Origin of the sequence: Shewanella frigidimarina NCIMB 400, assembly GCF_000014705.1 — a bacterium.
GTDB classification, from domain to species: domain Bacteria; phylum Pseudomonadota; class Gammaproteobacteria; order Enterobacterales; family Shewanellaceae; genus Shewanella; species Shewanella frigidimarina.
The window spans coordinates 1,816,578-1,835,868 of the sequence record NC_008345.1 but is presented as its reverse complement, the minus strand read 5'-3'; the positions used below and the strand labels follow the sequence as shown (position 1 = coordinate 1,835,868).

Genomic DNA, 19,291 nt, shown 5'->3' with positions numbered 1-19,291 from the left:
GGCTTTCGATGCCTATTCTATAAAAATCTACACAAAAAAAAACGATAATGATGCTTCATTATCGTTTTATTTTATCGACGATAGATTATCGTTCCCAATATGACTCTTCTAAACTGTCTTCCCGCTCAGGTAAACCACGAGACAGACGCGGGCTGTGCTGAGCTAGCACTTCATATGCAACGCGATTGGCATATTTACACACTTGTGAAAATGACGAATAACATAAACCATCTCGTTTATGTTTACTCGAACCAGGCACATTGGTTTTATGGAACGTATTGGCTGATAAATCATGCAGCAGCGCAGACAAGGCTCCATCACCAGCGCCATTGGTATTACGAATTAATTCTGGTCCACCCATATAAGGCGCAATGTGAGCGTACACTTTTATTGGGGTATCGCAATCCACTTGTAATTTCGGGCGAGAGAACTCATAACGGTTAAACTCAGGAATAGCGCCCGGTAATAAAGTATGACTGGTTTCACGCTTTTCAGCATCTTCAGTATAACCCGCAGTATAAAGCCCAATCGCGCCTGCCGTAGTTAACACCATGTCACACCAATCAAGTGCCATTTCACTGGCAAGCAACGGGTCTTTAAAACCCGTTAACGCTTCACCTTCATCTTCATTCATGGCCAAAATAGTAACATGCTCACTAATAAAATTTTGCCACCATTGTGGATCTTCTTGAATTAAAAAGCGTGTCCCTAATGTCAACACCACTGGCACATCGGCTTCTTTAGCGTAATTAATGGCCGTCATTGCGGCATCTGTAATACCATCACCTTCGCTTGCTCGCATCAGATATGCCGTTAACACTAACGCCGAACTGCCTTGTACCACCTCTTTATCGATATACTCAGGTGTTAGCTTATCCATCGCGCCTTTACTGATAGCAAACGTGCGCTCGCCACAGTCAGAAATTAACGTAAAACAACGACCAATAGGACCATCGACAGGCTGTAAAAAGTTAAGATCAACCTTTGAGGAAGTGTTACATAAATAGCGATATGCATAGCTACCCACCATAATATGTTGGCTCATAACCCCAAAAAGTACTGAGCGATCATCGGCTAAAATCGAATAATTATGCACGGTGTTACCAATGGTGCCACCGGCAAATTCGTCGCTGATCATCTCATTGGATTTAAGTTCATGGTACAAATTATGGGCTTGCTCATCATTAATGAGAGTTGAGTTGCCTTTAGGTAAGCCATATCGCTCAAGTAACTCGTCTTCTACTTTAGCCTCGATATCAACCAAGGTTTGATCTATACCGCAAATGTAAGTAGAAAAAGGTTGAGGCTGCTGCGTAAGTTGAGCCAATAACGGATCACGACTGTTTACAGGGAAATAGTGTTTGGACTTACGTTGACCAGGAAACTTCATATTGGGCTCTCATAGCTTGGCATCCGTGCAAGTGTGAAATTAATTACCACTGACACTCATTCAATTTTGCATGAGTCGTCATCCGCGAAAATGGCGGCAGATTTTATCATAGGTAAGCGTCAATCCTATATCACTTTTATCACATTCACGGCCTAAATATGCTTCGTTGTGGCATTCAGTCTTATTTCATTCATTTTTTGTTTTACGACGATATATAGACTTGGGCTCAATCGGCTCGAGAATGTTTATCTGTTCAATCAAATATTAGCTTCAATATCGCTGTATTCCATCACGTTAGTTTGGGCTTATAGATTGGGTCAAACGGTTAAAATAGACTGATTCCTAGCCATATGAAATATTCAATTGAAAGACGAGTAAGGCGCATGAATACATCAATAGTGAGTTGAGGCAAGGATAGTATTAGGATTTGGTAATCGTGTTTACAACCTTGAGCGGAAGTTAAATAAATATTGAGTCAATACGAGGGGTTCACTATCAATGAATAGTATTCCCACTAATACAACGCAACGGTTAGCTTATTCCTTAGGCATAAAAAAAGCCTGCAAAGCAGGCTTTTAATGGAGTAGCTAATCAGCGATTATTTTAATACGCTGGCTAGTTGCTCACTCACTTTAGTTACTGACTGAGTACCGTCAAACTTATTGTACTGAGTACGACCTTCAGCAGCGACTTTGCCATAATAATCAACTAATGGCTTAGTTTGCTCGTGATAAATACCTAAACGCTTACGTACGGTACTTTCTTCGTCATCTGGACGGATAGATAAATCTTCGCCAGTGACATCGTCTTTACCTTCCACTTTAGGTGGATTGAACACCACGTGGTAAACACGACCAGAACCAGAATGAACACGACGCCCGCTCATACGCTTAACGATTTCTTCATCCGGCACATCGATTTCGATAACATGATCAATCTCAATACCATTTTCAGCCATAGCATCAGCTTGAGGAATTGTGCGAGGGAAACCGTCAAGTAAAAAACCTTTAACGCAATCTTCTTGAGCAATACGCTCTTTCACTAACCCAATGATAAGATCGTCCGAAACTAATTGACCTGCATCCATTACTTTCTTAGCTTCTAAACCTAATGGCGTACCAGCTTTAACCGCTGCACGTAACATATCACCAGTTGAGATCTGTGGGATACCATACTGTTCCATAATGAACTGAGCTTGGGTACCTTTACCGGCACCTGGGGCACCCAATAAAATAATGCGCATCTCAAAAGTCCTCTTTTAAGTTTGTGTTCTTTTTAGGGCGGCGATTTTCGCACATCTGCCACACTTTTAATAGCGCTTTTGTTATGACATTAGACCAAGATCTAATAAGGCTTGTAACAAAAAGGCTTCAATTTGTTTAATACAACAAGGTATACAATTTACGGCGATATTGATTGGCTAACGCATTGCCCTGACCTATCGCGGTTAAGATTTCCATGAAGACTTGTTTGATTTTCCCATCAGCAGCGTTCATATCTTTTTGTAAAATAACAAACAATAATTCAAGGGCTTCTTCATTACGTTGAGCTGCATTTAATGCTTTGGCCAAGATGATAACAGCGTCTACATTATCTGGCTGCTCTGCGAGATTTTGTTGCAGTTGACGAATTTCTGGAGTATCAGCCGCATCTTCCGCTAACGCTAATTTAGCCACTAAATTATGATAGTAACTGTCTTGATCCGCTAAACCTATACGGGCAAGTAACCCTTTTGCTTCCGCCAGTAAACCTTGCTGTAATGCTACATCTGTCATCACCAGTGCGACTTCAGGTGCTTGTTGTGCATCGATATAAATTGTTTTTAACTGTTCAGCAATGCGAGTTAAGTCTTCTGACGATAACTCGCCTTGGGCTAATAATTGCTTAACGTCATCAAACTCTTGTATCCACATCGGTGGTAAATGTTTGTCGAGAAAATCACTAATCTGTTCCTGGCTTTGCGCCCCAGCAAAACCATCAATGGGTCTGCCTTTATCTAAAATTAATGTGGTCGGTACATTCTGAATTTGGAAGTAGTTAGCAATTTCTAACTCGGTTTCGCAATCCACTTTAGCGAGAATAAATCGCCCACCTTGGCTATTGGCAAGATGCTCCAGCGTCTGCAACATTTGTACACTTTCGGGCTGTTGTTGCGCCCAAAATGCTAATACCACCATTTTTTGCATTGAGGTATCAACAACTTGTTGAATATTATCTTTAGTAAGATTAATGAGGTAGTCCATATTGCCTCCGCAGAATGACAAAAACAAAAGTGGACTTATTGTCCGCTTTTACTGCTTAAATCGAGTTTACTTTACACTCGCCAATAACATCTGATTGGTGAGTTTAATAAACGCTGAAGGGTCTGCCAAACTGCCTTTCTCAGATAGCAAGGCCTGTTGTAATAACAAGTTAGCCCAATCAGCAAACAATTGCTCGTCAGTTTCATTATTCAGATGCTCAACCAAAGGATGCGTTGGGTTAATCTCAAATGTTGGCTTAGACTCTGGCACAGGCTGACCAGCAGCTTGCATTAGTTTAATCATCTGCGTCGACATTTCACCTTCACCCGCGACCACACACGCTGGCGTGTCCGTTAGACGTGAAGTAACACGAACCTCAGAAACGCTGTCTGCTAACGCAGCTTTAACACGCTCAATTAAACCTTTAGACTCTTCGGCAACTTTGTCATGCGCTTCTTTATCAGCGGCATCTTCAAGTTCACCTAACTCTAAATCACCACGTGTCACTGAATGTAGCTTCTTGTCTTTGAACTCAGTTAAGTGATTAACCAACCACTCGTCGATACGCTCAGACAATAACAATACTTCGATGCCTTTTTTACGCAGCAACTCAAGATGAGGACTATTTGCAGCTGCTTCATGACTGTCAGCAACGATATAATAAATCTTGTCTTGACCCGCTTTCATGCGCTCAATATAGGCCTCTAATGACACTGTTGTTGCGGCAGAGTTGTCATGAGTAGAAGCAAAACGCAATAAGCCTGCAATGCGTTCTTTGTTAGCAAAGTCTTCTGCAGGGCCTTCTTTTAATACTTGACCAAATTCAGCCCAGAAAGATTGATACTGTTCTGGCTCATCTTTAGCCAGCTTTTCCAGCATACCTAATACACGCTTGGTGATGCCCACGCGCATTGCAGTTGTTACTTGGTTATCTTGTAAGATTTCGCGAGATACGTTTAATGGCAAATCATTTGAATCGATTAATCCACGAACAAAGCGCAAGTATGTAGGTAGAAACTGTTCCGCTTCATCCATAATAAATACACGTTGAACAAACAGTTTCAAGCCATGCTTATGGTCGCGGTTCCACATATCCCAAGGTGCTTTGGCTGGGATGTACAGTAAACTGGTGTATTCTTGTTTACCTTCAACACGATTGTGAGACCATTTTAATGCGTCGCTGTAATCGTGAGAAATATGCTTGTAAAACTCTTGGTATTCTTCTTCAGTGATGTCTGACTTATTACGAGTCCAAAGCGCTGTCGCTTTGTTCATCACTTTCCATTCACCTTCCGTTGCCGCGACTTTCTCGCCATCAGGGCCGTCTGACTCAGGCGTACCTTCATTCCACATTTGTACTGGAACAGAGATATGATCAGAATACTTAGTGATAATTGAGCGTAAACGGTAATCGTCAGCAAACTCAGTTTCTTCGTCACGTAAATGCAGCACAATTTCAGTACCACGTTCATTTTTAGTGATACTTTCTACATTGAATGAACCTTCGCCTTCAGATTCCCACAATACACCTTCGTTAGCAGCATGGCCGGCAGCACGAGTGCGTACAGTAACTTTTTTCGCTACGATGAAAGCCGAATAGAAGCCCACACCAAACTGACCAATGAGTTGTGAATCTTTTGACGCTTCACCAGAAAGATTACTAAAAAATTCTTTGGTGCCAGACTTGGCAATAGTCCCTAAATGTTCGATAACGCTATCGCGGGTCATGCCAATACCATTATCTGAAATGGTTACGGTACCCTTCTCTTTATTCGCACTAACACGAACGCGTAAATCACCGTTACCTTCATATAAGGTATCGTCAGTTAATGCTAAATAGCGAAGCTTATCTGCTGCATCGGCCGCATTTGAGACTAGCTCACGTAAGAAAATCTCTTTATTCGAATACAGAGAGTGGATCATCAATTGCAGAAGTTGTTTTACTTCGGTTTGAAAGCCATGAGTTTCTTGTTGTGACATGAGTATTTCCCTTGGTGTTACGTTTAAACAATCACGAGTCGAAAAATCCACTCGCCTAAAATTCTGTGTTAATCAAGAGATGGGGGACGTTACAATATTTTCAAGGGGCAACACCGTCTTGTTGAATAATAAATCATCAGATAAGACCAAATCGGCTCAATATGACACATTTTTGCAGCCTGTATTCCGCCATGACTCATCCAGGGTGGAATTAAAAATGCCAACAAATCTAATTTTTAGACTTGCTGGCATCTTGGTTTTTAATCAGGTGTAGGGCTATTACAGCGGAATACGACCATTAAAAGATAATGCTAAAGTGGTACTATCAACGTACTCAAGCTCTCCACCCACGGGGACGCCATGAGCAATACGACTAATCACCACATTATGCCTTCTGGCCATATCAGCAATAAAATGTGCAGTGGCGTCACCCTCAACGGTCGGATTGGTAGCAAGAATAAGCTCGCTCACCTCATTCGACGTTAAATGGCGCTCAAGTAGCGCTAGCCCCAACTCTTCAGGACCAACACCGTCTAACGGCGATAAGTGTCCTAACAGCACAAAATAACGGCCATTAAAATGGCCACCAGCTTCAATAGCAAGCACATCAGCAGGCGTTTCAACCACGCAAATAATCCCAGTATTAATGCGACGATGGCTACTGCATATAGGGCATAAATCTTGCTCGGTAAACGTACGACAACTTTGACAATGTCCAACTTCAGACATGGCTTTCTGCAACGAATCTGCGAGCTTAAGGCCCACTTTACGTTCACGCTCAAGTAATTGAAATGCCATACGCTGTGCAGACTTAGGGCCGACGCCAGGCAACGCACGTAAAGATTGAATTAATTCATCGACCAAAGGACTAAATTTCATAAAATTGCCAATACCTTAATAACTAAACTCATTGTAATGTCATGGTGAAACCGTCTTGTGATCGGCTAAGCCAATACTCGGAAACGCCAAAGCAATGCGATTATTGTCTGTGCAGCGTTTGAATGCAAAGATTAATACCTCTGTTGCAATAAATGAAGCCAACAATCGACGAATTAACAGTGTTCTTATTGAAAACGTTAACTCTATATGACCAGAGCCATCGTAGGTAGGTGAATTGCTCAACGATTACTTTTAGTAAAAAATTACCGTGATTACGGGAGCAGATTAATAATGAAACAACCTGTATCTACATCTATTTAAAAACCAAAAAACCAACTTAAAGACAACTCTATTGACTCATCTTTATGGCTTTAGACACAACCAGAAAATAAGGAATTAATTAACTTTGAGAGCCATCACTTTTCTTGTTCAATCCATCTGATATTCTACTGATCAGTACTTAATAGTGTCTGTGGGGGACACAAAGAAGACATTTACGATAATATTAAAAACACTTCCAATAGATGAGTTTCCATATAAAAGTGTCACCAATGCAAGGACTCAATATGCAAGATGTTTTACCACTATTAGGTAGTGGATTGGTTATTTGCGGAGCGCTATTACTTGCAATGGCTATCACACCGGTATGGACAATATTTCGCCGACTTCCAACCGGCGAATTGCGCCACAGTTGGGGTTTTCTAATTCTGCTGATCCTTTTTTTTATCATAGGTTATGTCATTTATGCAAAATTTAGCTTGGTGACATTTTCTCAACCACTTGATCTAGTGGTGCCGGTGATATTTTTTTGCGGAGCTATTTTTGTATTTGTTGTTTGTAGCCTGTCCCTCAAAACCACCAGTGACATTATGCAGATGCATGCCCTTAAACAAGAAAACATCACCGACTCATTAACAGGTATATTTAACCGCCGATACTTAGATCGTCGCCTGAAAGAAGAAACGCAAAGGGCGCAAAGTTATTCTAAACCACTATCCATCTTCCTTATCGATATCGACCATTTCAAAAACATTAATGATAAGTATGGTCATCAGATTGGTGACTTAGTTTTGAAAAATATCGCCCAGAACATTAAAATGTCGTTAAGAGAATCAGATATAGTGGCTCGTTATGGTGGTGAAGAGTTTATTGTCATCCTCCCGCTAACCCAAGTATCTACATCTTATACACTTGCTGAACGACTCAGGACTATTATCGAAAACATTCAGCTGGCACTGCCTAGTGAGTCTGAAATAGATATACTTTCCATTGGTGTCACAGTGAGTGTAGGTGTGGCTGGAATGACATCTGAATGTAAAGACTACCAGTGCCTGATTAAAAATGCAGACAGGGCACTCTATCAATCAAAACAAAATGGCCGCAACCAAGTAAGAGTGGCTTAAACAGGGCGCAAATGACTCAACAAAAGGCTGTTTGAGAAGATTTTCTTATCACGTGCTTAGGTTACTTACCTGAACGATAATTAAACACCTTATCCAACAGTAAATTAAACACATCTGCAATTTTAAACGCCACGTCTAGTGTTGGCGAGTATTTATTTGACTCTATTGTTATTACCGTTTATTTCAGAACAGAAAAATAATGCAAAATAAAAAATGAAAAGCCCAATCTTATTCAGATTGGGCTTTTCATTTTAATAAAGGAATTAATTAGCCTTTATTATTAATTTTTTCTTGTGCTTTACGTTGGGCTTCTTTTTGTTGGCGACGAGCATCAATCACTTGCTTTACATCGCTACCAATATGCGCTTCACCGCGTTGCTTAGCTAATTGTACTTGACGCTCACGCTCAATAAAGCGCTGACGTTGTTCTTGCGGCACTTTATCAATGCAATGAGGACAGCTGACACCTTGAACATAGGCTTCAGTTTGTTTTTCTGCTTCAGTAATTGGCATACGACAAGCATTACACTGATCGTATTGGCCTTTTTCTAAGCTGTGATTTACTGCTACGCGGTTATCAAACACAAAGCATTCACCTTCCCATAAGCTTTGCTCTTGTTCTACTTCTTCAAGATATTTTAATATGCCGCCTTCAAGATGATATACCTCATCAAAGCCCTGCTCTTTCAAATATGCGGTGGATTTTTCACAACGAATACCACCGGTACAAAACATCGCCACTTTTTTGTGCTTAGCTGGATCTAAATTTTGCTTCACATATTCCGGAAACTCGCGGAAAGTCTCAGTTACTGGATTGACAGCATTTTTAAACGTACCAATCTTCACTTCGTAATCATTACGGGTATCAACTAACACCACATCTGGATCTGAAATCAGCGCATTCCAGTCTTTGGGTTTCACATAGGTCCCGACGACTTTACGAGGATCGATGCCTTCAATACCCATAGTCACAATTTCTTTTTTCAGCTTCACTTTGGTGCGATAAAACGGCATTTCAGCGTCAAAAGAAAACTTAGTCACAATATTATCTAAGCCAGATTGAGTACCCAACCAAGCCAATAAAATATCAATCGCAGAAGCTGTTCCTGCAACAGTGCCATTAATGCCTTCTTGAGCAAGCAACAAAGTGCCTTTGATTTCGTTTTGTTCCATGATATCAAGCAATGGCTGACGTACATCTTCAAAATGAGGTAACGCTACGAATTTATATAACGCACACACAGCGACTTGGGATTGAGATGAAGCTTGCATGGCTTTTTGAATAGATTCTTGTTTAGACGCTGGTTTAGGTTGTTGCATAAAAATGAGGTCTCCGCTGGCTGGAACTTAATTTCCAGTGCATATTACTGCGCATATAAATAAGGCCTGCACACTGTGCACAGACTCAAAAAAACGGCCGAAAGTATACCTAAATCACAGTCAAAAAAATACTAAAACTAACTGATGTACTTTTTTACAATGTTGTTAGCGGTTAATTTTGGGTTTTCAGTCAAGAAACGTTACTCTATTAGTAAGACATCATTTTATAGACACCCAATGAACTCTGCGATTTTATACACCTTTCGTCGTTGTCCTTATGCTATGCGTGCACGTATTAGCCTTCATTTAAGCCAGCTGAATCCGTTAGTACGTGAAATTGAGCTTAAAAATAAACCCGCAGAATTGATCGCCATTTCGGCCAAAGGCACTGTGCCGGTTTTGGTGACAGCAAACAACAAAGTGATAAGTGAAAGTCTTGATATTATGCGTTTTGCATTAACTGAATATCCCGCGCCAGAAAATCATTACTTAACCACAGAAGAGTATCAAGCCCTGCAATACTGGTTGGATCAATCCACGACTGAATCGCTCATTAATGCCAATGATAATGAATTTAAACCGTGGTTAGATAAATATAAGTATGCCGACAGGTTCCCTGAATACAGTAAACTCTGGTATCGACAACAGGCAGAGCGGTTTATTCAAACATTAGAGGACCTGTTGCAGCAACATAACTATTTGTGCACCGACAGCCCTACACTCGCTGATTTTGCTATTTTTCCGTTTATTCGGCAATTTGCTAATGTTGAACCTGTGTGGTTTAACACCATGCCATACCCTAACGTTATCGTTTGGTTGACCACGTTAGTCAACAGCTCACTATTTAACGTGACCATGTACAAATATCCTTTATGGTTACCACAAAAAAATATGATTCAGCTCAAACATTCAGAACATGATGATGGACAAGTAATACCTTTGTGCAAAAATTAAAAAATTATGAATATTTAATGGTTTACGGGCTATTAATCGGTTAATTTTTAAAATAAATTAAAGGTGTTAGCAGTGAATAGCCGTTTAAAAACATGGATTTTTATTATTTTTACTGCAGATTTTAATTTTAAGCTTACACTTAGATAAGTCATTGCTGGAACGCAAAGGAACATGACATGAATAATATGGATATTACGTTAGTATTAATGCTCATTGCATTACTGATTTTACATATTCACTTTTGCTATCGAGCCTATACCTCGAAAGCACACATCAAAAATGCCCAACGTGTAGTGTGGTCTATGCTCAGTTTGTTAATGGGACCATTAGGCTATTATGTCTATCAGAACATGATCCCACTCGAGTTCTACGAATAGACAGTAAAACTTAGCTTGATGATTAACACATAAACGAGCCTCTTTGTTCAATAAAGGCTCGTACTCTCTGCTGACCAAACTTATAAATAGCGAGCGAATTGCTGACCATTTTTTAATGGTTTTATTGGTGCAGTTACCGCTGGCGTACCTACGTATAAAAAGCCCACTATTTGATCTTGCTTAGACAAGCCTAGTTGTTGATGTACATTTGCATCAAAAGCAAAATCGCCTGTACGCCATACAGCACCTACACCCATCGAAAATGCGGCTTGCTGCATTGCCATCGTGGCGCAACCCGCTGCTATATGCTGTTCTAAAACTGGTACTTTATCATGCGTTTGAGTTTTGGCGACGACCGTAATCACCATAGGTGCACGATAAGGCATGTTGGCTACTTTAGTCAGAAAAGTTTCATCTGCACCACTTTTTTTAGCCGCATCAACAAAAATATCTGCCAATTTAGCTAAGCCATCATCTACCGCAATAATAAATTCCCAAGGCGTTAATGCACCGTGGTCTGGTACTCTTGCTGCTGCATCAAGCAAAAAAGTGAGTTGTTCGGCATTTGGTGCTGGGGCAACTAGGCGAGGCGTCGATTGGCGAGTCAATAACAGTTGTTTGGCGTCCAAGATACAATCCTTTTAAGTAAATTATGCCGCCGATATTAGCAAAAATCCCACGCATTAGGTGGGATTTTTTAGGTTTGTTCTATGTAACCTAAACTCGTAATAACAAATACCTCTCAAACAATCCTTTGGTATTCTGAGTTCAGATTATGCAAACAAGGTTACTTTAACAACCGACGCCCTATAAAGTAATCAACACTCGTATAACGGCCGCCACCAATTACAAATAATGCCAGTAACATGATTAAATACGTCATCGCAAATTCAATACCATTATTTAAAATAACAAAATTACCTGAACTGGTTAACCATTCATAATTACCATGCTCTTGTAAAATAGATTTCGCTGCAGATAGCTTTTCTGCTGAAGCTAACACTTGCTCATTCGCTAACCACGAACTTGGGTCAGCAATTGCCAACCAACCACTAGGTAAATGCACCGCAAAAACAGCAACTAACATAGTGACCATCATCGGTAACGCAACGAGTCGAGTGGCTAAACCTATCAGCAGTAAAAAACCACCGAACAATTCAGTGCCTGCTGCTAACGCTGTCATGACTTCAGGCATAGGTAAACCGAGTCCCCAGTCGGGATTGCCAAACCATGCTGCGGTATCTTCAAAATGTGACAATTTGTTGTAACCAGCCTGCATTAATACTGGCGCAAGATAAAGCCTTAACATTAAGGCAGCTAAGCCTTCTGTATGTTTAATCACATTTAAAAACTGCTGATATAATCCACTTAGTGTCTGCATAAATAATCCTGACTGAAATCGTTGTTGTAGTAATAGACCCGCAGAAGATTAAAAATATTTCAGCTTTGAAGCCTAACTGATAAAAATAGATATTATTTGTCTAAGTGTAGTTCAGTTAAATCTTCTACTAATTCAGCTAATTTTTTGTCAAAGTACTTTCGTTGTTTTTGACTAAATGTTTTATTAAGCGCAATTAACATTGAACCAAACTTTCGAGTATTTTCATCTACATTATCGCGATAAACTTTAGATTTTAGCTCGTCAGGCGAGATCATTAACAACTTCATTTGTTGGGTAAAGTAGTCAGTTTGCTGACGGCGTTTCAGTGCTTGTTCAAATTGACTTAGCCATTCATGGCGATACTCAAGCCACATGTCTAACGTGGCTAAACGTTCTGTATTAGCTTGGTGAATAATACTTTTTTGTTCATCTGTAGCGTCGCCAGTCCATTCAGATAATTGTTTGGCAATTCTTTTATCGGAGTCTTTTATCAATTCAGCTTGATCTTTACCGGCATATTCTTCAATTAATTCTTGTTGTTCTTTTTTAAGCTGCACCAGTACCTGATTAACTTGTTCATCGGATAAACTCGCCATAATGGGTAACAGCTCAGGCATGACAAAATCAAAAATACGGTGCCAATGTGCCTTTGCCATTGACACTTGATTAAGCCATAGCTCTGGGGTCATTGTTTGTTGATTTGTCAGTGTTGATAACAAAGACAGTTGATCACGATACCGCGGCAATTCTTGTTCGCGATGCCAAACTAAAAACGATTCAATAATGACATCAAATTTGTCTTGCTGATCTGAGGTTAACTCTACGTATTCTTCAACTTCCCACTCTATTGCCCAATCCAGAAAAAAATAACTTATTTTGGTTGAGCAGCCAACAAAAAGTAGGCAACTAAACAGTAGGATAATCAATTTTTTAGACACAGATAATTCCTTTATCAATACTTATATTTTATAAGAACCTTGTACGTTATCGGAGCATATTAGCAAGTGATTAATGTAAGGTAATATGTAAAGTATTGTAAGTATTGTGTGACTTTTTGTGGTTCTTTGGCTGCCATCAGTAATGCCCACATGGCTGAAAACAACCAAAAACAATTAATTGCGGCGGGTAATGCAGCTTTTGCCGCTGCCACATCGGTAAGACTAGCAGCCTGACAATATTGCATAATCACGTTATCGATTAATTGGTTCACTTGTATCGTTGATAACTTATGGCTGGCCACAACGCTGGCTAAATCGAACAACGGATGACTCGCCACAGCATATTCATAGTCAATACAAAACAGTTGATGAGGGGCTCTGCCGCTAAGCAGTAAATTGTGCGGAGTTAAATCTCGATGACAAAAAGTGGGCAGCAACACACAGGCTTCTAACTGCGATAACCAGTGCCGAACAAGCCCATTTAAGCGTAACAATTGCTGCCACGCATCATGCCATTGCGGATCAATTTGTGATTCAGTTAATGAATCCAATTGATATGCGTATTGTTGCCACTGCTCAGTCACTGTAATACTTTTATTAGGCACTGGCAGCGTACTGAGTTTACAGAATAAGGCGCTAAGCAAAGGAACTGCGTCGACAGCCGAAATGGATTGATTTGTAGATTGCCCAAGCGATAAGTGACTGCGCATTGAGGCAAATATCGACCAGTCTGTCTCTGGTTGATGAATAAACTCACTCAGATACACTTGCTTATCATCACTGACCCAAATCAATACTGGTGCAATGTTAGCCACTATTGCGGCTTGCCAACATTCAACTTCAAGCGATCTATCACACCAATTACTGTGGGGTTGATTCACTCTTAAAACCTTATCTCCATCTTCACAAGATAACTTAATATTAACATTGCTAATCCCTGTGTTAAGAAAAGACACCTCGGTACACTGTGTAGCGAGCTGTTGAAACAATGTGGTTGGCATGGCTTTGCTGATTATATTAAGCACATCGATAGGTAGAGATAACAGCGGCTGGGACATCAAATATTTACTCTAATGAAATGGCATGGTGGTTGGCTATACACCAACCACCTCTTGATTTGTATTGTGTTGCGTGATTATATGATGGCGGTATTTCTTACGCCACATCATGTATCCGCCAACCGCCATCGCGACATATAAAACAAACAAACCCGATGTCAGCATTAAGCCTTTTTGGAAGTAAAGGTAAATAGACACAAAATCAATGACAACCCAATAGAGCCAATTCTCCAGCACTTTTTTCGCCACTAGATAGGTTGTAACGATAGCAAAACAAGTGGTTGCCGCATCGACATAAGGAAATGCTGCCGACGTGTAATGAGCCATTAAATATCCCACCAGTATAGACACTAATGATGTCGCGCCGATGAGCCAAGCATGAGTCCCAAATGACCAACTGGTAATATTAAGATGATTGGTTTCAATGTTGTGCTGAGTACCATTATGCGGCTCAGAATTGTGCAAATTACTTTGCTCAGAAGGTGGCACGTGCAACCATAGCCAATACCCATAAACCGCCATCCCCATATAATAAATATTAAGAACTGACTCCATCAATAACGATACATTCCAAAATAGTACAGTATAAATGGCGGTACTAATAAATGCTGCGGACCAACACCAAATGTTAGTCCGCATAGCAAGAATTAAGTAAGCAAGCGCTAGCATAACGGCAACAGCCTCCCAAAACGTCATTAATGACGCTTCACTAAAAGCTTGTTGTAGCGTTATAAATAGATCATTCATTGTGGTTATTCGCTATGAGCAAGGTCGAGCTCACCACCAATAAATTTACACACAAAAACAGCTTTACCCCACTTTTGGTGTGCAGCTTGCATTTCAACGGCTAACATCGACATCACATCTGTATATTCACCACAGACTTGGGTTGCCATCGCGTTTGTCACTCGTTGAATATTGTCATAACTATCCACTCTGCCGATAAACCATTGAATAGGATCAAGATAGTTCTCATTAAACGGATACATGCTGATCTCTGCAGTTAACTTCATTTTTTATTCCTTAATTAAAACCGCTACAACTGTGGTTGCAGCGGTTTTGTGTCATTACATAAATTTAACTTCTAATGTCACACCCATTTGGCGCGGATCACCGTAACGAATATATTGCTTATCTGCCCAATCTTGATCTGGTTCGTTGCCAAAGTAAAAGCCTCGCACACCATATTGTTCATCAAACAAATTACGGCCCCATAAATATGCCGACCATGTTGGCGTTTCATAACCTAGGCGGGCGTTGTAAATGGTATAGGCTTCTGACTGCGATTCATTGCTGTCAGAATAATAAAACTGGCTTTTACCACTGGCATTCACGTTTGCAAACCAACCAGAATCAGCAACATAGGTCATACCGGCACTGTAAGTAAATTTAGGCGAATGCGCTAAATCGCGTCCAGATAAATCGATGGTAGAACCGTATTTGTCACTGTATTGATATTGACCATATTCAGTTTCTAACCAACCGAAACTACCATAAAATTCAATATTTTCTGTCAAATACCATTTTGCATCGAGTTCCGCGCCATAGTTACTTGAACTACCGGCATTTTCGGTAAATAGAATAAAACGCTGCGGGCTATCTGGGTCTTGTAAAGATGCGGCAACTTGTTGATCTTGGCGATCCATATAAAACAGCGCCAAGGTAGAATCCACTTCTCCATCAAACCAGCTCGATTTTAGGCCAACTTCATAGTTATATAAAATCTCAGTGTCGAACTGTTTCTTGTCAGACAATTCAGCAGGCAATGTCATATTAAAACCGCCCGCCTTATAACCGCGGGCGACACGAGCATAAGCATTGTGATTAGCATTAATGGCTTTTGACAACGCAATATGGCCTCCCCACATATCTTCTGATGGGGCAAAGTTATCTTTATTGCTGTCGCTATAATCACTATCGCGACGCTCGAAACGTAACCCTGTCGACAATAAGTAATCATCACCTAAATGGCTGTCTAGCTGACCAAATACGGCATAGTTTGTCGCTTCGTAATTTGACTGCAATACTTCATCTGGCCAGGTGTTGTATTCCGAGTATAAGTCGTTATCTTCTTTCAAATTCATCGCGTATACACCCAACAACCAGTCGGTACTACCGGCGAGGATGCGTCCTGCATCTTTGGATGATAAACGGAACTCTTGGGTTAAGGTTTTACGATCGCCTTTTTTGTCCCAGGTGTAATCATAAACACACGGCTCAGTACCAGACACAGCTCCCGCATCGTCATAGACGCTACATGCTTTACTCGCCCAATAATCCGAATTGGCCCAATCACCATCATAAGCATAGTGATGATCAGTTTGCGCAAATGATGTTAATGATGTGAAGTCAAATGCTTGCATACCCGTGAAAATAAACTTAACTCCTACTCCTGTGGTTTTCTGTGCATCGATACCGGGTTGGTCAGTTAAGGTGTTACTGCGATTATTATCTAATGTCCATACATCGTAACCATTATCAAAATTGGCATGTAATAAGGTTAAATCAACTTGAAGATCGTCTGTAGCGTACCAACGGAACTTAGCTCTCGCCGTTAACTCATCGCGCTCATTAGTATCATCACGGTTAAGATAAAGGTTATCACGGTAGCCATTTTGATTGTGTTGTTCTAGTGATACACGGTAGAGCAATTTACCCGAATCATTGAGTGGACCCGAACTAAAGCCTGAAAGCGTGCGAAGGTTGTCGTCACCTAAACTGACTTTTGCGCCATGTTCAAATGATTCAGTAGGATCATTACTTTTTAAGTAAATTAATCCAGCTAACGCATTAGCTCCATATTGGGTGCCTTGTGGACCGCGCAATACTTCAACTTGCTGCATGTCGTACATACTCGACACCATGCCAAGGCCAGACAAATCGATATCATCAACGACAAAGCCAACAGATGAATTGGGTGCACCTTGATATTGTTCTTGTTCACCGACACCACGAATTTGGAAGTATTTAGGACGAGAACTGCCACCAGACCAGTTAAAGTTTGCAATAGAATTGAGCACATCTTCAAAATGTTGTGCCCCTTCGTCTTCTAATTGCTGGGCATCAATAACCGTCACACTTGACGGCATTTTATCAAGGCTGATATTACTAAAGTCAGCGTTAACAACAATAACTTCCATTTTTTCATATTCAGGAGTTACCCGTTCAACATCAGCAGTTTTAGCCATAGCAACAGGCGAGCTCAATGCTGTAATAACAGCTAAAGCAATGGGAGTTTGGTGTAAGCCAATAGATTTTTTCGTGAACATAGGACCTCAAATAATTATTTTGAGATCCGGCAAGAGTAGCGAATAAGAGGTGCACATAAAGATAGTGTGGCCCATTCCTACGCCGGTATAAGCCGGATCAGGTTCTAAGGGTTCGTCATACAGACATCTCAGTTCAGGTTTTACTGAACACCCCTTGGCGGCCACGATTATAAACTAACTTCAACATGAATACACGAGCAGCTATACAATTTGATAACTCAACGATGTAATTGATTAACTTTATGTTAAATCTCAGTAATCATGTATCTTCAAACTTCATGTTGTGACGGTTAATTTGAGAAAGCTTCACGTACATAAATATCAAATCGAGTGGCTTGTGAATTAGGCGCGACTGCACCAACTTGTAATTGCTGTTTGCCATGTAATTTAACCGACTTCCAACTGCTTGCTTCATCCTCAACTGTAAATCCGCTGGCATCGTACCAAGTGAATTTATATTGCAGACGTAAGTCAGTGCTCGATTTACTTTGAATTAACGCCGATGCTTTGATTAAATCAGCAACCATGACCGATGAAATATCCACAACATTGACATCGCTGGCAAAAGAGCTGTTATCGACCCTAACCTGCCCACTTGAATCTACCGAAATACCTACTGTGTTATGCGCACAGGCGCTAAGCAACAGTGCTGATGCGAACACAAAGATTGACGTTATTTTCATGCTATTCCCTTATTTGCTGTTAATGTAAAGCGTTGATTTAATCTAGCAAAAAATGTGCTCTAGCTGTGGCTATCAATTGTTTACGGTTGGTTTGCCAACAATTCATACTGACGTTAGCCACACGGCGGCCTTGGCGAGTAATTTTACATTCTGCGAATGTGTCTTGGTGTAAACCTGCGCGTAAATAATCAATTGAAAAATCAACGATTTTAGGCACTTTTTTGGCTTGCATAAATACCATTAATTGCACAATTGCTGACATTTCCATAAACCCAGCAATCACTCCACCATGTATCGCAGGTAAAATCGGATTACCAATGTTGTCATCTTTAGCTGGCAGTCTAAATACCATTTCATCACCAAAACGGGCCACTGACATGCCAATAAATTGTGAGTAAGGTACTTTCTCAAGTAAGTAACTATAATCATTCAGTTCAATGGCACGTTTAACCACATCTTGAACATCTAAAGCCTTTTGTGTATCTAGTTGGGTTGGCTCGCTCATGATGTCGCCCCCGGTAAATTACCCATTAACACTTGACGAAACTCTTCGCCGACCATTTCTGGACTAATGCGCATAAAAGATCCCACCGCGTGAGCGATAGGTTCATCAATGCTGTCTTGGTATGCTATCGCGCGGGTAAAGGCAACGCTTGACGATAAACGATAGCATTCAGCAAAGGCATAAACTGACTTATGAGGCTCGGCAGGTTTCATGTAATCGACACGTAAATCCAATGTTGGAGACAACTCTAACGATTGGTACTTTTTCAAAATGGCGCATACCACTGCGGTGCCACAAGCGGTATCGATCAAGGTTGTGATCACCCCACCGTGAATGACTCCGGTGTCTGGGTAACCAATAATATCTTGACTGTAAGGCAACTCAATTAACACGTGATGCTCGCTGGCTTCTTGCACAGTAAGCCCTAAACGACGGCACTGAGCCAACTGGTTGACAAAGCGTGTAGCAACTTCAGTTAACGGGAAAAAATCACTGTTAATTTTCATTATCCACGACTCAACATTGGGCCTAATGGTTTACCCCCTAAAAGATGCATATGAATATGGTACACCTCTTGACCGCCATGTTTATTGCAATTCATTATTAAGCGATAACCGCCTTCTGCAATACCGGCTTCATCAGCAAGTTTGGCAGCTACTGTTATCATTCGTCCTAATGCTTTTTCATCAGACGCTTTAACATCATTTGCTGTCGCGATTAAATGATTAGGGATAATCAAAATATGCGTAGGAGCTTGCGGAGTAATATCCCGAAATGCGGTGACTAATTCATCTTGGTATAAAATATCCGCTGGAATTTCACGGCGGATAATTTTGCTAAATATGGTTTCTTCGGCCATTTGGGTGCCCTCATTAGATAACTGCATTGATGCTATTGATAATACTATCAAC

Annotated in this window: 20 protein-coding genes, 1 pseudogene and 1 riboswitch; of the genes and pseudogenes, 3 read left to right on the top strand and 18 right to left on the bottom strand. The window is 40.7% G+C overall.

From position 1 onward, the window contains the following. Positions 1–85: 85 nt before the first annotated feature. The 5 genes from SFRI_RS07925 to recR form a co-directional block, all read right to left on the bottom strand. Entirely contained in the window at positions 86–1,390 is a 1,305-nt protein-coding gene (locus tag SFRI_RS07925; protein WP_011637012.1) for an inosine/guanosine kinase, read from the bottom strand. A gap of 598 nt (positions 1,391–1,988) precedes the next feature. Further along, entirely contained in the window at positions 1,989–2,633 is a 645-nt protein-coding gene (adk, locus tag SFRI_RS07920; protein WP_011637011.1) for an adenylate kinase, read from the bottom strand. 136 nt (positions 2,634–2,769) lie between these two features. Continuing rightward, positions 2,770–3,633: a tetratricopeptide repeat protein gene (locus SFRI_RS07915; protein ID WP_011637010.1), complete on the bottom strand. Its 864-nt coding sequence runs from the start codon at positions 3,631–3,633 to the stop codon at positions 2,770–2,772. Positions 3,634–3,699: 66 nt separating this feature from the next. After that, positions 3,700–5,613: a molecular chaperone HtpG gene (gene htpG / locus SFRI_RS07910; RefSeq protein ID WP_011637009.1), complete on the bottom strand. Its 1,914-nt coding sequence runs from the start codon at positions 5,611–5,613 to the stop codon at positions 3,700–3,702. Between the two features lie 279 nt (positions 5,614–5,892). After that, entirely contained in the window at positions 5,893–6,492 is a 600-nt protein-coding gene (recR, locus tag SFRI_RS07900) for a recombination mediator RecR (RefSeq protein ID WP_011637008.1), read from the bottom strand. 566 nt (positions 6,493–7,058) lie between these two features. Between recR and SFRI_RS07895 the strand changes: the two genes are divergently transcribed. Then, the gene (locus tag SFRI_RS07895) at positions 7,059–7,895 is read left to right on the top strand and encodes a GGDEF domain-containing protein (protein ID WP_011637007.1); all 837 of its coding nucleotides are present in this window, start codon (positions 7,059–7,061) and stop codon (positions 7,893–7,895) included. A gap of 61 nt (positions 7,896–7,956) precedes the next feature. On the opposite strand, the pseudogene SFRI_RS21890 reads toward SFRI_RS07895, so the two are convergent. Together SFRI_RS21890 and trhO are read right to left on the bottom strand one after the other, a co-directional pair. Then, positions 7,957–8,073: pseudogene (locus SFRI_RS21890) on the bottom strand (helix-turn-helix transcriptional regulator); the annotation flags it as partial. Positions 8,074–8,162: 89 nt separating this feature from the next. Next, complete coding sequence (gene trhO, locus SFRI_RS07890) at positions 8,163–9,167, bottom strand: oxygen-dependent tRNA uridine(34) hydroxylase TrhO (protein ID WP_041413515.1); 1,005 nt, start codon at positions 9,165–9,167, stop codon at positions 8,163–8,165. A 285-nt stretch (positions 9,168–9,452) separates the two neighbouring features. On the opposite strand from trhO, the gene SFRI_RS07885 reads away from it, so the two are divergent. Both SFRI_RS07885 and SFRI_RS07880 read left to right on the top strand, forming a co-directional pair. Further along, complete coding sequence (locus tag SFRI_RS07885) at positions 9,453–10,169, top strand: glutathione S-transferase (protein WP_011637005.1); 717 nt, start codon at positions 9,453–9,455, stop codon at positions 10,167–10,169. Between the two features lie 176 nt (positions 10,170–10,345). Further along, positions 10,346–10,546, top strand: a complete 201-nt coding sequence (locus tag SFRI_RS07880) for a hypothetical protein (RefSeq protein WP_011637004.1) — start codon at positions 10,346–10,348, stop codon at positions 10,544–10,546. Between the two features lie 80 nt (positions 10,547–10,626). Here SFRI_RS07880 and SFRI_RS07875 read toward each other — a convergent pair whose 3' ends face one another. The 11 genes from SFRI_RS07875 to hinT form a co-directional block, all read right to left on the bottom strand. Further along, positions 10,627–11,175, bottom strand: a complete 549-nt coding sequence (locus tag SFRI_RS07875; protein ID WP_011637003.1) for an NAD(P)H nitroreductase — start codon at positions 11,173–11,175, stop codon at positions 10,627–10,629. 158 nt (positions 11,176–11,333) lie between these two features. After that, positions 11,334–11,927: an HvfX family Cu-binding RiPP maturation protein gene (locus SFRI_RS07870; protein ID WP_011637002.1), complete on the bottom strand. Its 594-nt coding sequence runs from the start codon at positions 11,925–11,927 to the stop codon at positions 11,334–11,336. 92 nt (positions 11,928–12,019) lie between these two features. Then, positions 12,020–12,865, bottom strand: a complete 846-nt coding sequence (locus SFRI_RS07865) for a DUF6279 family lipoprotein (RefSeq protein WP_011637001.1) — start codon at positions 12,863–12,865, stop codon at positions 12,020–12,022. Positions 12,866–12,924: 59 nt separating this feature from the next. Beyond that, positions 12,925–13,923 (bottom strand): phosphotransferase, encoded by a 999-nt coding sequence (locus tag SFRI_RS07860; protein WP_011637000.1) that lies wholly within the window; start codon positions 13,921–13,923, stop codon positions 12,925–12,927. Between the two features lie 36 nt (positions 13,924–13,959). Beyond that, complete coding sequence (pnuC, locus tag SFRI_RS07855) at positions 13,960–14,670, bottom strand: nicotinamide riboside transporter PnuC (RefSeq protein ID WP_011636999.1); 711 nt, start codon at positions 14,668–14,670, stop codon at positions 13,960–13,962. 5 nt (positions 14,671–14,675) lie between these two features. Beyond that, on the bottom strand, positions 14,676–14,936 hold the full coding sequence (locus tag SFRI_RS07850; protein WP_011636998.1) for a YkoF family thiamine/hydroxymethylpyrimidine-binding protein: 261 nt from the start codon (positions 14,934–14,936) through the stop codon (positions 14,676–14,678). Between the two features lie 54 nt (positions 14,937–14,990). Beyond that, positions 14,991–17,192 (bottom strand): TonB-dependent receptor, encoded by a 2,202-nt coding sequence (locus SFRI_RS07845; RefSeq protein ID WP_011636997.1) that lies wholly within the window; start codon positions 17,190–17,192, stop codon positions 14,991–14,993. Between the two features lie 57 nt (positions 17,193–17,249). Beyond that, positions 17,250–17,357, bottom strand: a riboswitch (TPP riboswitch). Between the two features lie 125 nt (positions 17,358–17,482). Then, positions 17,483–17,875, bottom strand: coding sequence for a YcfL family putative periplasmic lipoprotein (locus SFRI_RS07840; RefSeq protein WP_011636996.1), 393 nt, complete (start codon positions 17,873–17,875; stop codon positions 17,483–17,485). A gap of 37 nt (positions 17,876–17,912) precedes the next feature. Next, positions 17,913–18,380 carry a PaaI family thioesterase gene (locus SFRI_RS07835; RefSeq protein ID WP_011636995.1) on the bottom strand — a complete coding sequence of 156 codons (468 nt, stop codon included), beginning with the start codon at positions 18,378–18,380 and terminating at the stop codon, positions 17,913–17,915. Continuing rightward, positions 18,377–18,886 carry a PaaI family thioesterase gene (locus SFRI_RS07830; protein WP_011636994.1) on the bottom strand — a complete coding sequence of 170 codons (510 nt, stop codon included), beginning with the start codon at positions 18,884–18,886 and terminating at the stop codon, positions 18,377–18,379. Before SFRI_RS07830 ends, SFRI_RS07835 begins: the two co-directional genes overlap by 4 nt. Next, positions 18,886–19,239, bottom strand: coding sequence for a purine nucleoside phosphoramidase (gene hinT, locus SFRI_RS07825; RefSeq protein WP_011636993.1), 354 nt, complete (start codon positions 19,237–19,239; stop codon positions 18,886–18,888). The genes SFRI_RS07830 and hinT overlap by 1 nt, the downstream gene beginning before the upstream one ends. Positions 19,240–19,291: the final 52 nt, after the last annotated feature.